We start from the raw sequence: 16093 nt of genomic DNA on the forward strand, positions 1-16093 counted from the left end.
TCGAGCAGCTTCACGACCGAAGCACGTGGAAACCATTCATCGATACCATTATTTAGTTACACGATCCAGTTCTTTCTGTGCTTTTTCCTTCGCTTCCTTCAGCGCTTGTTCGGCTGGCATATTATTGATCTGCACCTGATCAGCTGCATCTTTTAATGCATCATTGATTTTGCCACCTGTTGGATCCTGGAATGGAGCCGAGGCGTGAGCTGCCTGTTGCAATGGTACAGTGATCTGTGGATTCTCCTCACTGAACTTCATGAATTCTGGATCTTGTTGTGCCGATTGACGCACTGCAATATATCCGGTGTTCATGGACCATGAAGCTGTGTTCGAAGTTTCGGAGAAATACGTAAGCCATTTGTAGGCTGCCTGTTGTTGCTCTGGACTTGCCGCTGACGGAATACCTGCTGATATGGCACTTGCTACCGGTTTTCCTTCACCCATACCTTCCCAGCCTGGTTGTTGCATTGCAGCGACTACGCTGAAGTCCAAGTCACCTTGGTCCCCACTGGATCCGGTGTAACCTGCTGCTTTATTTTTCATCACATCATCAATCGTTTTGTACCAATACTCCCAGCCCTGGCCACCATAATGAATGCCCATAATCCTGTCTTCGTTGATCCATTTACGGAACAGGTCCCATGTCTCGATCCATTCCGGGGAGTCAATCATGACGGTTTTGCCATCGTCGCTAATAATCTGTCCGCCCTTACCCAGCACGGCATCAATCATATTGTCGCTACCCCACATCGGTTCCCAGCCGTAGAAGGTGGTCTTGCCATTCTCTTGCTTGCTCATCTTCGCAGCTGCTTCAGCCAGCTTCTCCCATGTCGTCAAACTTGCTGGGTCGATCCCATTCTCCTTGAACGTATCCATACGGTAATACATGATCTGGGTTGTACCGTACATTGGTAAAAAGTATTGCTTACCATCCACCTGTCCCTGGTTCAGGAATGTCTGAATGAAGTCGTCTTTCCTAAAATTCGGATCAGCAGCAATCATCTCATCCATGGGCGCATAATATCCTTTACGTGCCCAGTCTATATTGGAGCTAAGTACCGCGGCGGGAACATTCTTGGAAGCAATCGCTGCTTGCAGCTTCTGTTCCGTCTCCGTGTAATCTGCCTGTACAATTCCCTTCACAACGACTTCGTTCTGTGAGGCGTTGAACGCATCAATCGTCTTTTTCATGTTATCGCCCAGATTACCACCCAGACCATACCAGAACTCGATCTCAACCGGATCTTTTGCCTGAACTTCGGTTCCACTGGCAGCAGCCGTCGTGCCCGATTCTGCGGGTGCTTGTGTTCCACAAGCGGTCAGTAGAGCAAAGCTGGTCGCGAGTACCAGCGACATGCCACCCTTCCAGTTCAACCTCAATCTCTTTTTCCATGTCATGCTTGCTTGACTCCAGTTCATTGTCGTTCCTCCCGTTTTAGGTGAAATGGTAGTTTGCATAAATTGAACTAAAGAATATTTACACTAGCCACTCCAATGACAGAACAACCCTCCGATCGCTGTTATCCCCAGATTTTTTTGATTCCTTTTTATAAAGGTAAAATCCGGGGATAAGCGTATGCTTCCGATGTAGCTTTCTTGCAGAAAGCTTTTAGGCGAGCGCTTCGCTTCTTCAGATTATTTCTGTCCTCTCCGTTTTGTCTAAATGTTTATTTCAATTTATATAGTAAGGTAGTTAATATCAGTTCTTGTTCACACCTGCCGTGATATTCACGCTCTGCATGATGGTCTTCTGGGTGAACAGGAAGAGAATAAGTAGGGGTGCAATCGTGAAGGCACTCGCAGCCATAATCTGTGGCCAAGCAAGTCCGTATGCCCCGCCTTCTACAAAGAAACTGCGTAGACCCGCCGATACCAGCTGCAAGTCAGGGTCTTTGGTGATGAGCATAGGCCAGAAATAGTTGTTGTACTGTTCAATAAACGTAATCAGTACCATCACGGCGAAGCTTGAGCGAACAAGCGGCGTGATAATGGTCCAGAGAATCCGGAAGTGGGACGCACCGTCGAGCTGTCCAGCTTCCACCAATTCGTGAGATACCTGCATGAACGCCTGCCGGATCAGGAAGATCGAGAACACGCTGACACAGTTGGATACAATCAAGCCCGTGTAGGAATCTAGCAGATTAAGTTCGCTAAGCACCAGGTAACTAGGCAGATACACGGCTGTACTTGGTATCATATAACCCACCAGAATCAGGGATGTCAGTACACCTTTGAGACGGAATTTCATATGTGTCAGGGCGTACGCCATCATACTGGAGTTGACGATCTGAAATAGACAGATGGCTAAGGCTACCCCGGTACTGTTCAGGATGTAACGGGCAAAGGGTGCCGCATTCCAGGCGTCCACATAATTGCTCCATAGGAACGTTTCCGGCCAGAAGGTCGGCGGGAACTGCCAGATCTCATCATTGGTTTTGAATCCGCTAATGACCATCCAATAGAAGGGAAAGGCTGTACCCAGCGCGATAACGGCCAACAGCAGATAGCGGATCATTTTACTTATTTTAAAATTCGGTTGTGACACGTTCTGCAACTCCTTGCGCTTCATCCGTTTAGACTTTTTGTTAGGCAATGTCATTGTCATTAGTAGTGCACCAGACGTCTGCCAAGCAGGAAGGATACACCCGACAGCAACACACAGATCAGAATAATCACAACGGCGATGGACGAAGCTTCACCCACATTAAAAGATTCGAATGCTGACTGGTAATACATGTACAGCAACGTTCTCGTTGATCCTGCCGGTCCACCTTGCGTCATGACATTAATCTGGTCATAGGCTTGCAGGGACTGGATGGTAAGAATAATCGAGAGAAAAAATGTCGTTGGTGAGATCAGCGGCAACGTGATACTTCTGAACTTATCCCAACCGTTGGCCCCATCGATTGAAGCTGCTTCGAGCAGATCAGATGGTAGATTGCGTAGTGCAACCAGATAAAATACCATCGCCCACCCAATCGATTTCCAGAGCGTAACGATCAGGACGGCAACCAGTGCCCAGTCCGCGTCACGCAACCAGCCGATCGGAGATACACCGGCCCAGCCCAGCATGAGATTGGCCAGTCCCACTTCGGGCTCGAAGATCCAGGACCACGCAATGGACACCGCAACTGTCGGGGTAACCCATGGTGAGAAGAGTAAGGTTCGGAAGATGCCGGATGATTTGATCTTGCTATTCATGAGCATCGCAAGCGCCAATCCACCCACAATGGTTGGGATTACACTTCCCAGTCCGAATAACAGGGTGACTTTCAGGGATCGATAGAATTCAGAGTTCGTCAGCAGATAACTGTAATTGTCCAACCCAATAAACAACTTGTCCGGGCTCATGAAGTCCCAATCGGTGAAACTGAGATACACGATATATCCCAGAGGTCCCAGCCAGAAGATCAGCAACGGGATTAGAGCTGGCAGCGTGAATAGAACCGCCTCAGACTCCCTCCATAGTTTTAAACGCAAATCCCCCACTCCTTACTGTCCAATTTTTCTTTAATGATTGGGAATTTTTGAGTATAATCAGCTTTATATTTCTTCTGTACAAAATTTATTGTACACTCGTATTGAAAATTCTAATTCCGGCTTATGTTAAAATTGGAGCAAGTCATGTAAAATATGAGGCAGCTAGTGGAAACGTTATCATAAACCAGAGGTGACATTGTGGGAAAAGAAACTGACGGGAAACCGAATCATCCTTCGTTACCTGATCGGCATGCGCTGAGGGAGAGAGTCATTGAGGCCATCGCCAATACGATGGATCTGTATGGGGTGAATCATACGTTTGGCAAATTATACGGCATTATGTATTTCGAAGATCGACCGATGACACTTGAAGAGATGAAGACCTCGATGAATATGAGTAAGAGCAACATGAGCTATGCGGTTCGGTCACTTACGGAGTCACAGATGATCTATAAACTGGAGGAGAAGAAAGAACGTCAGGATCAGTATGTGGCTGAGACCGACTTTTATCGTACATTTCAAAATTTCTTCGGGTCCAAGCTCCAACGGGAAGTGGATGTGATGTTAGAAGGCATTCGTGAGGTCATTCCGGACCTGTCGGCAATGATTCTTTCGGAGCATACCTCTTCTGAAGATCGAGATGATGCCCTGCGTGATCTGCACAAACTCCAACACGCAGAGCAATATTACGTCTGGTTACAAGGATTCGTGGATCAGCTGCGGGACGGTAAGTTTTACTAGAGTTCTCCTCGGAAAAACAAATAATGTGCAGTAATCGCATTAATGAGATGCACTTAAAGACAAGATAGGAATAAGAAGTCATTCCAAAACGGTATGGACACGAGCCCTATGCCGTTTTTTTGATACAAGCAATGCAAAAACAACGGACTAACGATTACATCACCAACTATATTGGGGCAATCGGTAACACAAAATGGGCTAATGCATAGACTGGGACTAAATAAAAACCAGATTCTTATGTATTGGAGATGTGAACATTGAGTAATCCAAAAAATAAGGTTAAGACCCAGCAAATTCCCATGAAAAAACTTTCTCCCGTAAGCATTATATCTGAACTCCCACCTGTCCGCGGTAACGCAAGGACTTCCTCCTCGAATCCCAACCCCACCCATAATGAAAAGGACACATCCTCGGCTATTAATGAATGCGTAGATCGCGCTTTTCGTATTCCGATTTTTTTGAGTACAACCAACACGGTAAATGACCTACAAGGACAATTTCTGAACCGTCTTATTGCAGAAATTGAAGATGCATTACTCTTCCCACGCACATTGCCCGTAAGTGAACAATATCCGGAAAATATCCTGACAAATATCCGCCGCTTGGTTTTTTCAAGCTATGGCTTGCTCGCAATCAACTTCCAACGATTTTTTGTTCAAATTCTTCAATCCAATGTGGGTGGTCCACCAACGAGCACGCCATTCTGGGAAGGTTCTACTTTTTCTCAAATCGAACCTGCCATGGCTTTTCAATTCGGAATTCCCATCTTATTAGTTAGAGAGACGGGAACGGATGTCAGTAATGGAATCTGGGCTGGGGGCATCACACCACTCAACATATTTGTTGATTGGGACTCCGAGAATCAATCCGTTGAGGAATTCTTTAACAGTGTTCAATGGAGAGAGGTCTTTGCATATTGGGCTGCTGAAGTTAGGGGTAACTATTTGCTCCGAACAGAACCCATGTTCAATAATTAACATCACTCAATAAGTATGGGAGGGGCTGCTGAAGGTTTGCTCTCTCTCTTAACCTCATAGATACCAAAAAAAGAGCAGGTTATCTTATCGATAACCTGCTCTTTCCCCTTCATTCTGGGCTCTATGCTTTTGTAACAGAAATTACTTTTGAGCAGCAGCTTCAATATCTGCATATGCCCAGTGTGTTGCTGGTACATCGCTGAACGTTGATGTAACTGCACCAGTGAGTGGTGTACGGTTGAACAATACATTTAGCACTTTCACGGCTTCTGCACGCGTCAGCTTACTTTCTGGTTTGAAAGTACCATCGTTATATCCGACCATCAGGCCAGCCGATTGCACGTAAGCAATCGCATCTGCTACCCACAGGTCTGCGGGTACATCTGTGAACGAGACCACTGTACCGTTCACGACTGTAGTAGTAGATTGTTGCTGCATCCAACGATACGCAATGGTCGCCATCTGTGCACGGGTAATCGAACCTTCCGGTGCGAATTGAGTGTGGCTCATGCCGTTCATGATGCCAGCAGATTGAGCCTTTTGAATCTCACTTGTTGCCCAGTGCGTAGCAGATACATCCGTGTAGCTTACACTAGTAGTGGAACCTGTTGCTGCTTCTTTAGTTGGAAGATTGCGAGCCAGCATGGCTGCCATCTGTGCACGGGTTACGAATGCATCCGGACGGAAATCTGCACCAAAACCTTGGATATACGGTTGATGTGTACTTTGTGAAGCTTTTAGCCCATCCACCACAACGAGGGTAAATGTACTGAATTTTGTCACGGTAAACTCAATGCCTTCGCTGTTATCCGCGAGTTGCACCAGTTTCCCTTGCATCAGTTCTTTGGTGCCGTCACTGTGTTCAATGTAGATCGCCAGGTTGTCCAATGCTTGCTGACGAGCAGCCGGATCAGTCGGCAGACTATCACGCAGTGGCAACGTAAGTGTTACTTCGCGGCTCTGCATATTGGTTTCAATTTCAACTGGACGAGCCAGTACGCGTACATTCGCATTCGGAGCGACCTGTTGAATCAGCTGCTCTTTCTTCGCACGCTCTTCAACTTCTTTGCGCTCCGATTCTTTCTTCAGCGGAACCACACGGAAGTACAGGTCCTGATCGAATCCGGCGATGGAACTCGTCGGAACGGAGATCACTACGTTCTCTGTAGAAATTTCAAGTTTCAGCGAACCATCATTCAGTTCTTTCACGGCTGCCTTAGGCAGTTCAATCCGTGTCTCGGACACGGCATCTTTGGTGTCTGGAATGACAATGCGTGCGGTGTTCATGTTCAATTGCTTCGCTTTTTCCACGGATTCCTTCGCAATCGCTTCGGTCATTTTCACCAAATCTTTAATGGTGCCGTTGGTTTCCGTTGTACGGGTAATCGGTGTTTTGGTCAAGTTGGTACCGTTCGTCCCATTGACGTCAACCACGATCTGTTCCTGTTTCGTTGTTGGTGCAGGTGTAGATGTTACAGGTGCAGACGTAGATGATCCGCCACCTGTGCTTCCACCCGGGTTAGGGGTTGGAGTATTGGATGTAAACGTAAGTGTTGTCCATTTCCATGCCGGTGTGTTGCCTTTGGCTCTTACACGAACCACAATGGTTTGGTTACCCTCAAATCGATCGGTACTGGTGAATTTATTCCAAGTCGCCCCATGATCTTTGGAGTATTCCATCGTTTCATCTGCGCCGACAACAACATTGGCCGTGTCATCAGCGGAAACATCGGGCGCTGGGGGAGCAAAGAACAAGTCAAATGCTCTTTGAATATCATTAATTTTCTCATATCCTCCAATAGGTCGTTCACTAAACATCCATTCAGCAAGTTTTTGCTGCTGCTCCATATCCTCTGATATGTCATTTAATCGATTCAGTTGCAGCGGGAATTCTTGAAGCATTACTTCAGGATATTGATTCATATACATTTCTGTCTGCACTTGCATCATGTAGTAAAACGTTAAATGCTGCCATGCCTCATTTGCAGACGCAGCTTGGTTAATTGAAGGTAGCTCTCCAGATATCATAAATAATAAACTGACAGCACTATCATTGTTCATCGTGACAGAACTCATCTTTGCAATATAAGCAATCATCCGTTGATCTGCTTCATTAGCTTCCAGATAAAAATCGGCGGCTGCCTTGAAGTGTTCAAAATCTTTTTGTGAGAAGAGACCCGGGCCTTCTAACAAAATCTGTTGGTAGAAAGTCTGCAATTCATAAGCCATTTCACGATAATCTAACCGATACGCTTGAAGTACCTTGGCACTCGCATCTACAATAAATTGAACCTGATCTTCATTATAGGAATTCGAATCAGGTATCAACTGCACTAATGTAGCAGCAACTGTATTTTGCTCTTCTTCAGTCAAATCAACAAACGAGCCGGACTGAGTCAGCAAATCCGAGTTTCTCAACAGAGATAATATTGCATCCCGATCTTTGGCAAGTATAGCTTCGTTTAATTGTGTCAAAGACCCTTTTGCAGGGGTATCAAAAAATTGGTCAAAATATTTCTGTGCCTTACTGTATGTCTCGTAGCCATTACCCGGTTTTTTCAGCAGCATCCAGTCTGCAAGCTTCTCCATTTCAGTCATGTCGGAAGAAATGCTTTGCATTTTACTAAAATTAAGCGGGAATGTACCAACGAGGGTCTCTTTATCTGTACCTTTAAACTCCTCTGCTTGTTGTTGAAGGTTGTATAATTCCGTTAGTGCTTTAATCATTTCGCTCTGTGTTGAGGCGTTCGTGAACTTAGTAATTTGGCTCAACGCCATAGAAAGATTCATAACGGATTCTTCAAGGGATGAATTGTTAGTAATTCGTTGTAACTTAACTTTGAATGCCAGCACATTCTGTTCCAAATCAGAAGCATCATAATATTGATCTAACATCGGTTTAATCATATTCATATATTCAGGACTAATCGACGTTGCATAAGTAAGAGATTTGTCGTAATACGCAGTCAATCTTTCTTGCACATCGGTCAATTCATCGGCCTTCATTACGGAAATGCCTTGTTGAATATAATCGACCAAAAACTGAACTTCCAGATTACTCTGATATCCATTAACAGGTTCATTCATATGTCCAGCTAAGGTTACCAGTGCATTTTGTTCTTCCAGGGGTAGAGATTCAAAGTCCGGCGTCGTAGTAATAAAATTTTCATTTTTGAATAGTTCAGTTATTTTAGCTGCATCATAATTTTGACCAATGGCGTTATTAAACTCACCCAACGGTGTAGTAAATTTGATAGATTTCATTTGGTACGTAGTTGTGAAATTCGAATCTTGAACAATTACATTAAAAAAGTAGGTTTGGTCTGGTTGCAAAAACGAGACGATAGCAGAAATTATACCATCATCAGACGTTGAACCAGAGATCCAATTCCCGTAGGAATAACCTGTCGATTGACCACCTTCAATATCCTCCATGTCTTCTATATCCGGACTAGTAGACATGTAAATCTGATAGCTCAAATCAGAAGCTGGATTGTAATCAGAATAAGCATCCTCCCAACTAAGCTCTACAGAATTGTCGTCAAGATTTTTGACAGTAATTAAGCCGTTATTACCAGGTGTTAGCGCTATGGCGCCTGCACTAACCTTTCCTGCTGGTGCCAGCCATGGAGCTACCAACACCAAAATGAGCAACATGCTCATTATTTTTCTGTACTGCATATTTCTCTTTCCTCCCTAATCTCGCTTTATGAAGTATAGGCCAATTGTAGTACACAACTCTGAACGGATTCTGAACATTAGAGCAAATAAAAGGTTTTAAATCCATTTATAGATATATATATATCGCTGAAAAAAAATTTTTTTCGTCATTATTCTACACTTTAAATTGAAATGTAATATCTAAGACCTACAAAAATGCATCACGTGAGATTAGATATAATAATATCGTTGGGAATTTCCTTTCTTCGAATTTCAGTAGAACAAAGAAAGACCACCACTTGGGGTGATCTTCTCTGTTCTATCTTATTAGGTATTCAGAACCAGGCTATAGACCAAGCTTCTTAATCTTGCACTAATATTACTTTTGAGCAGCAGCTTCAATATCTGCATATGCCCAGTGTGTTGCTGGTACATCGCTGAACGTTGATGTAACTGCACCAGTGAGTGGTGTACGGTTGAACAATACATTTAGCACTTTCACGGCTTCTGCACGCGTCAGCTTACTTTCTGGTTTGAAAGCACCATCGTTATATCCGACCATCAGGCCAGCCGATTGCACGTATGCAATCGCATCTGCTGCCCACTGGTCTGCGGGTACATCTGTGAAGGAGACTACTGTACCGTTCACGACTGTAGTAGTAGATTGTTGCTGCATCCAACGATATGCAATGGTAGCCATCTGTGCACGGGTAATCGAACCTTCCGGTGCAAATTGAGTGTTACTCATGCCGTTCATGATACCTGCGGACTGCGCTTTTTGAATTTCACTTGTTGCCCAATGTGTCGCAGATACATCCTTGTAGCTCACGCTATTAGTGGAACCTGCCGCTTCTGTTGGAAGATTGCGAGCCAGCATTGCCGCCATCTGTGCACGTGTTACGAATGCATCCGGGCGGAAATCTGTACCGAAACCTTGGATGTACGGCTGGTGTTTACCTTGTGAAGCTTTCAGCCCATCCACAACAACGAGCGTGAATGTACTGAATTTCGTTACGGTGAACTCAATGCCTTCGCTGTTATCAGCCAGTTGCACCAGTTTGCCTCGAATCAATTCTTTTGTGCCGTCACTGTGTTCGATGTAGATCGCCAGGTTATCCAATGCCTGCTGACGAGTAGCCGGGTCAGTTGGTAGACTGTCACGCAGTGGCAACGTAAGTGTTACTTCGCGGCTCTGCATATTCGTGTCGATCTCTACCGGACGAGCCAGTATGCGTACATTCGCATTCGGAGCAACCTGTTGAATCAGCTGCTCTTTCTTCGCACGCTCTTCGACTTCTTTGCGTTCCGATTCTTTTTTCAGCGGAACCACGCGGAAGTACAGGTCTTGATCGAATCCGGCGATGGAATTCGTCGGAACGGAAATCACTACATTTTCAGTGGAAATTTCGAGTTTTAGCGAACCATCATTCAGTTCTTTCACGGCTGCCTTAGGCAGTTCAATCCGTGTCTCGGACACGACATCTTTGGTGTCTGGAATCACGATGCGTGCGGTGTTCATGTTCAATTGCTTCGCTTTTTCCACGGATTCCTTCGCAATCGCTTCGGTCATTTTCACCAAATCTTTAATGGTGCCGTTGGTTTCCGTTGTACGGGTAATCGGTGTTTTGGTCAAGTTGGTACCGTTCGTCCCATTAACGTCAACCACGATCTGTTCCTGTTTCGTTGTTGGTGCAGGTGTAGAGGTTACCGGTGCAGACGTAGAACCGCCCCCACTACTTCCACCTGGGTTAGGTGTTGAGCCATTATCAGTGTTGCTATCTCCGTTCTGTGTAAAGACAAACTTCACGGCGCGGCCTGGCAGTTCATCGCTGATTGCTTTGTAACGAACCCATACCGTTTTGTTACCGCTAAGATCAAGTTTCTGAATATTAGCCAGATCCAACCAGTGCAACTTGTTGTCAAAGGAAATCTCCATCGTGTCGTCCAAGCCCGTTAGGGTGTTATTGATGTCATTCCCCTTCACATTAGGAGCTGTAAAGAAACGATCAAATACATACTGTAGATTCTCAACAGTCTCGTAGCTTTCTTGTTCAGTGAGTAACCATTCTGCCAATTCCTTTTGGTCTTCAGGACTCAGCTCTGCTCTTTTGGATAAATCAAGGGCACCTGTACGATCAAACTTGTATTTGTTGAAGAATGCTTCACCTGTAATGTAATCATTCATAGCTGAATCAAGCCATTGATCCATTCGATCAACCTTGGTAGCCTTGTCGATAGACTGGTATGGCGTAGTCAAAAGCCCTAACACAACCATAGGTTCCACGATATCCCCTTGGTAATTCCCTTCTAACCTCTCGTAGGCTATTGAATACAAGTATCTGTAAGCAAACACACTTTTGTCTACTTCGTTGGTACGTTTCAAGTATTCTTGACCAATACTACGATATTCTTCGCTTTGTTGATCATTAAAGGATGCCGGCAAATTGGCCAACTTCTGCGCAAGTGCATCTAGCTTGTTTTTAAGAGTAACAAGTTCCTTTTGCTCCCAAACCGATTGTGCGAGGACACCCAGTTCAATCATGTATTGAACCTGTTCTTTATTTTTGAACTCTTTACTTACATATTGAATCAGGAATCCTGCAATGAAATTTCTAACCTGCGGGGTTAAAGCGCCGTAGCCATCCGGCAGAGTAATACCCAGATCCGGGTTTTCCATCGCGACACGCATAGCATCTCTATCAAAGTTGCTTTTTGCAATATTTAAGGCAGTCAGTGGATCAGTTCCGTTGTCATCAGGGAAAAATTTATTAAATGCAGTCTGAATTTCTTCAAAACTTGCATATCCACCAAGTGGTCTCTCGCTAAGCATATAGTCTGCCAGTTGTTCTTGCTCTTCAGAAGTGAGACTATCCAATTTGCTGACATCCAACGGGAATTTTCCAAGTGGAGTCTCCACGTCTTCATCGGAATTATATCTCTCAATATCTCCCTGAATTTCTAACATATTTATTAACTTTTTCAACATTTCTTCTGATGTTTCTACTTTGTTAATAAAAGGGGTTTCATCCAGTGCTGATTGCGTATAATTCAGTATCTCTGCGATATCAAGATTTTTTGTGAGTTTACGCTCATATCTAAAAGCTGCCATACGTCTTTCAACTTCGGAGGAATCGAGATAATAGTGAATAAGTTCATAGTATTCATGATCTGCTTCTATATCATTGAATTGTTGCTGTATTCGTTCGGCTTGTTTATTAAAAAATGCATCAAGGACTTCTCTGGAGTCAGTTCCTCCAATTTTGTGAGGAAGCTCCAAGGCTTGCAAGGCTAACTGCACTACATATTGGACTTGTTCCTTACTCTCATATCTATTAGATGCTGGTGGGCTTGACTCCTTTAACATATACTTTGCAATGTCAGATTGTTCTTCTTCAGATAATGATTCGAAATCCGGAGTAGCAATGAAATTTTTGTTACTAAGCAGCTCTATTACTTCTGGGATGAAATCGGTAATAGGATCCTGAGCTTTTTTCTCTTTAATATCGTTAAATTGCTCCAACAAGGCTGAACTATTGGGTTCGAAAAAAGCATCAAACGCAGTTTGAACTTTAGATACCGTTTCATAACCGTTTTGCGGCTTATGATCAATCATCCACCGTGCTAATCCTTCTCTCTTTTGACTGTTATTTTCAATATCTTCCATCTTCTCCATCTGGACTGGAAAAGCGACTATACTGGGGTCCATGGCACTAAACATTCTGGTCATTCGATTATGAACCATCATGGAATTGAGCGCTTCGTCCATGCCTGGTACATCATTGGCAGTATTAATGGGTCGATACTCCTCGATTAATGTTTTCATTAAAGTAAGCTGTGAAACATAAGATACAGAAACTTGTGATCTGTTCATGGAAGCTCCAAACATAGCAATATTCTTAAACATTGGCTGATCAGCACCACTCAATATGCTGTAGCCAACACTGGCCTCTACCATGTACTGTGCTTCGTCGAAAGGTAGAAAGTCTTCTGCCTGACTAAACAGACCATAGATCTCATCCAAAAGGTCCTGAGCATTATCTTCATTCATAAACTTAGGGATGTTCAACAAGTTATATAACACTGAGAAGACATACTCAACTTGGCTTTGACTCTCATAATCCGTTTCCCGTGGCAGCAAAAAAATCATTCCTCGTGCCAATTCTTTCTTCTGTTCATCATTCAACAGGTCATAAGTAGTGGAGATATCGGTCATATCTATTAAACTGCCGCTCCCCAACAAACTTTGAACATCTGAAATAGCTACATCGATATCATCATCTGAACTTCTGATTTGGTTAAGTTGGTCCAACGGTGTGACCGGGGCGGCACTTGCAACCCCACCCACGCTAACCACCTGTAATAACAAAACCGCAATTAAAAGGCAGCTTATCAGCTTTCTGTAATTCATGTACTTGATCCTCCCTGTCTCATGTTTTTTCATATAAACTCAATCCCTCTGATACGTAAGGCCTATTGTAGTGCACTGCAATAAACAGAATCTAAACAAAAAATGATAATAAAAGGAAAAAGATCCACCCTGTAGTGCAAAACCAGGGTAGAACTCAACTTTTTTCGCCATATTTCATCATTTTATTTTTAAAATCATATTCTTTTGGACCTATATAACTCAGACTCTTAAATCAAAGTGTACCCGCCATCCACATACAATGTGCTGTCGGTCATGATGTTTTGATCTTTAACTATGTAACGGTATGAGTAATTTCTCCATTGTAGCCACTTCGCTTGTGTAAGCCTTACCATTCCTCTATAATTTCGTTCAGATGCACAATATGGTTATCGGGCGGAATTCTCATCAGAGAAGAGGTACATTTTGCACGATGAAATGGAAGGGGTGGAACTTCGGTGTTGCAGCTATCGGAGAGACAGGCACAGGATATCGTAGATAAAATGATGCAGGACATTCCATACAACATCAACATCATGAATGAGCACGGCATTATTATTGGAAGTGGTCAGAAGGAACGTGTGGGCACCGTTCATCAGGGCGCCGTCCGCGCGTTGACGACAGGAAGCATGGTTGAGGTCTGGGAAGATGGCATACTTGAGAAAATGGGGACCAATGAACCGATTCTATTCAATCAGCAGCATGTTGGAGTCATTGGCATATCCGGTCATCCGGATGAAGTTCGGCCTTTCTGCAACATCGTGCGTACCACCGTATCTCTCCTGATCGAACAGCGTAATCAATTGGAAAGCATGGCCCATGAAGCTTCACGTAAAAAAGCCTTTATCGAACGACTGCTGAACCAATCCGGTTCCTACTCACAGAAGGTCAAAAAGGAAGCCCTGCAATACCGCATTGACCTACAATTGCCGACCGTTCTTCTATATATCCGTTTCCCCAGTAAATCCATGGCTGCGGACACTGAGATCAACCGAATATTGCTCCAAGTTCCTTCATTCGCTATTGAAGGGGATGACCATACACAGCTCATCCTGATCCAGAACGAAGCAGACGTTGGTCCGATGATTCAGCGTTTGAGTCAGATTTCACCCGAAGCATTCATCGCCGTTAGTCAAAAAGAAGCGAACATCGCCACCGGTTATGAACAGGCCCGGTCTGTGATGAACATCCTGTTGTCACTTCAACCAGACACACCGATCATTCGGTATGAGGATGTGCCCTTTCTGGTACGATTCAGCGCAGCTGATCTAACCCCTCATGCCAATATTATCAGCAAACTTGAGGATACAGCCGATCTGCTGGACACGCTCCGCAGTTTTATCCACCATAACGGCAGTATGAGCACAACAGCGGACCATCTCAATATTCACCGCAATACGCTTCAATATCGGCTCAAACGCATACAGACCCTGACGGGCAAAGACCCCCGTAATCTGCTGGAACTCATTGAACTGACCCACGGACTACTCGCGTTCTACCAATAACGTCCTAACAGCTTACAGAACAGCAAAAGACGAGACACAGACCGCCTGATTTCAGGCATATCCGTATCCCGTCTTTTTTAAATCGCATTCCAATACGATTGCGTAACTCCCCGTACAATCCCGATCGTCACTGTTCTAAGAGAGTAGACCCAGTTTCAGCACCCTGGCAATATTCTCGGTTGTACGCTCTACATTCTCCGGGCCTTCTCGCAATAGTCGCTCCAGATCTGCTGCCCCAGGCACAATACCAAATATGGCATCAATGCCTTCCGCGTACAGGGTGTCGATCCCTTCACCTACATAGCCTGCAAGGGCAATCACGGGTTTACCCGCTTCCTTGGCTGCCCGAGCAACACCATATGGTGTCTTACCAAATTTCGTTTGGAAGTCAATACCGCCCTCGCCCGTAAATACCACATCCGCAGCAACCAATTTTTCACTCAACTCCGTATATTCAATGACAATTTCAATGCCTTTACGTAGCACTGTCTGTGTAAAAATCAAAAGTCCCGCACCCAATCCGCCAGCCGCTCCGGCACCTGGTATATCACGGATATCTTTGTACAGTTGCTGTTTCACCACATCTGCATAATGGGACAGGTTCGCATCCAGCTGCTCAACCATCTCTGGGGTAGCCCCCTTTTGTGGCCCAAACACCCTTGATGCCCCATGCTCCCCGCAGAGCGGATTGGTCACATCACAGGCGACAATGAATTCCACTTCCTTCAAACGCTCATCCAGACCGGATACATCAATCTGAGCAAGTTGATTCAAAGCCCCACCACCCCGCGCAAGCGGTTGACCCTGTGCATCCAGAAACTTGGCACCCAGCGCTTCAGCCATACCAGCACCACCATCATTCGTTGCACTGCCACCAATGCCGATAATCATTTTACGGATTCCCAGATCCAGACATGCCCGAATCAACTCTCCTGTTCCATAGGTTGTCGTCCGTAGCGGGTCTCGGGCTTCCTTGGTAACCAGATGTATGCCACTGGCCGATGCCATCTCTATGGCCGCCGTTGTTCCGTCACCCAGAATGCCATACTGGGCAGTCACGGTCTGACCTAAGGGTCCACTCACCTCTTGCTGGTGAAGGACACCACCAGAGGCATCTACAAGGGACTGCACCGTGCCTTCTCCACCATCCGCCATGGGGACATGAATATATCCTGCGGTCGGATATATTTTACGCAATCCTTTTTCCATCGCGATACATACTTCTTTCGCAGTCATGCTTTCTTTAAACGAATCTGGCGCCAGAACAAACGTCATGCCTCTATTTTCTACCGTATCTCTCATCTCTCTCACTCCATCCGTTA

Annotated in this window: 9 protein-coding genes; 3 read left to right on the forward strand and 6 right to left on the reverse strand. The window is 44.9% G+C overall.

Annotated elements, in window-relative coordinates:
* Positions 1-48 precede the first annotated feature (48 nt).
* From MKX40_RS29905 to MKX40_RS29915, 3 genes are all read right to left on the reverse strand, one after another.
* A complete protein-coding gene (locus MKX40_RS29905) occupies positions 49-1422 on the reverse strand; it encodes an ABC transporter substrate-binding protein (protein WP_339238746.1) in 1374 nt (457 codons plus the stop codon).
* Between the two features lie 280 nt (positions 1423-1702).
* On the reverse strand, positions 1703-2518 hold the full coding sequence (locus MKX40_RS29910; protein WP_248278243.1) for a carbohydrate ABC transporter permease: 816 nt from the start codon (positions 2516-2518) through the stop codon (positions 1703-1705).
* Positions 2519-2607: 89 nt separating this feature from the next.
* The gene (locus MKX40_RS29915; protein WP_339238747.1) at positions 2608-3483 is read right to left on the reverse strand and encodes a sugar ABC transporter permease; all 876 of its coding nucleotides are present in this window, start codon (positions 3481-3483) and stop codon (positions 2608-2610) included.
* Between the two features lie 198 nt (positions 3484-3681).
* Here MKX40_RS29915 and MKX40_RS29920 point away from each other — a divergent pair, with 198 nt between their 5' ends.
* Positions 3682-4224, forward strand: coding sequence for a transcriptional regulator (locus MKX40_RS29920; protein ID WP_339238748.1), 543 nt, complete (start codon positions 3682-3684; stop codon positions 4222-4224).
* A gap of 257 nt (positions 4225-4481) precedes the next feature.
* On the forward strand, positions 4482-5201 hold the full coding sequence (locus tag MKX40_RS29925; RefSeq protein WP_339238749.1) for a hypothetical protein: 720 nt from the start codon (positions 4482-4484) through the stop codon (positions 5199-5201).
* A gap of 141 nt (positions 5202-5342) precedes the next feature.
* On the opposite strand, the gene MKX40_RS29930 is transcribed toward MKX40_RS29925, so the two are convergent.
* Both MKX40_RS29930 and MKX40_RS29935 read right to left on the reverse strand, forming a co-directional pair.
* On the reverse strand, positions 5343-8882 hold the full coding sequence (locus MKX40_RS29930) for a DUF4073 domain-containing protein (protein ID WP_339238750.1): 3540 nt from the start codon (positions 8880-8882) through the stop codon (positions 5343-5345).
* 358 nt (positions 8883-9240) lie between these two features.
* On the reverse strand, positions 9241-13269 hold the full coding sequence (locus tag MKX40_RS29935) for an S-layer homology domain-containing protein (RefSeq protein WP_339238751.1): 4029 nt from the start codon (positions 13267-13269) through the stop codon (positions 9241-9243).
* Between the two features lie 455 nt (positions 13270-13724).
* On the opposite strand from MKX40_RS29935, the gene MKX40_RS29940 reads away from it, so the two are divergent.
* Positions 13725-14771, forward strand: coding sequence for a sugar diacid recognition domain-containing protein (locus MKX40_RS29940; protein ID WP_339238752.1), 1047 nt, complete (start codon positions 13725-13727; stop codon positions 14769-14771).
* Between the two features lie 135 nt (positions 14772-14906).
* Here the strand turns inward: MKX40_RS29940 and MKX40_RS29945 are convergent, their stop codons facing one another.
* Positions 14907-16073: a glycerate kinase gene (locus MKX40_RS29945; RefSeq protein WP_339238754.1), complete on the reverse strand. Its 1167-nt coding sequence runs from the start codon at positions 16071-16073 to the stop codon at positions 14907-14909.
* Between the last annotated feature and the right edge of the window lie 20 nt (positions 16074-16093).

It is taken from the genome of Paenibacillus sp. FSL R5-0517, from assembly GCF_037974355.1.
Lineage (GTDB): Bacteria > Bacillota > Bacilli > Paenibacillales > Paenibacillaceae > Paenibacillus.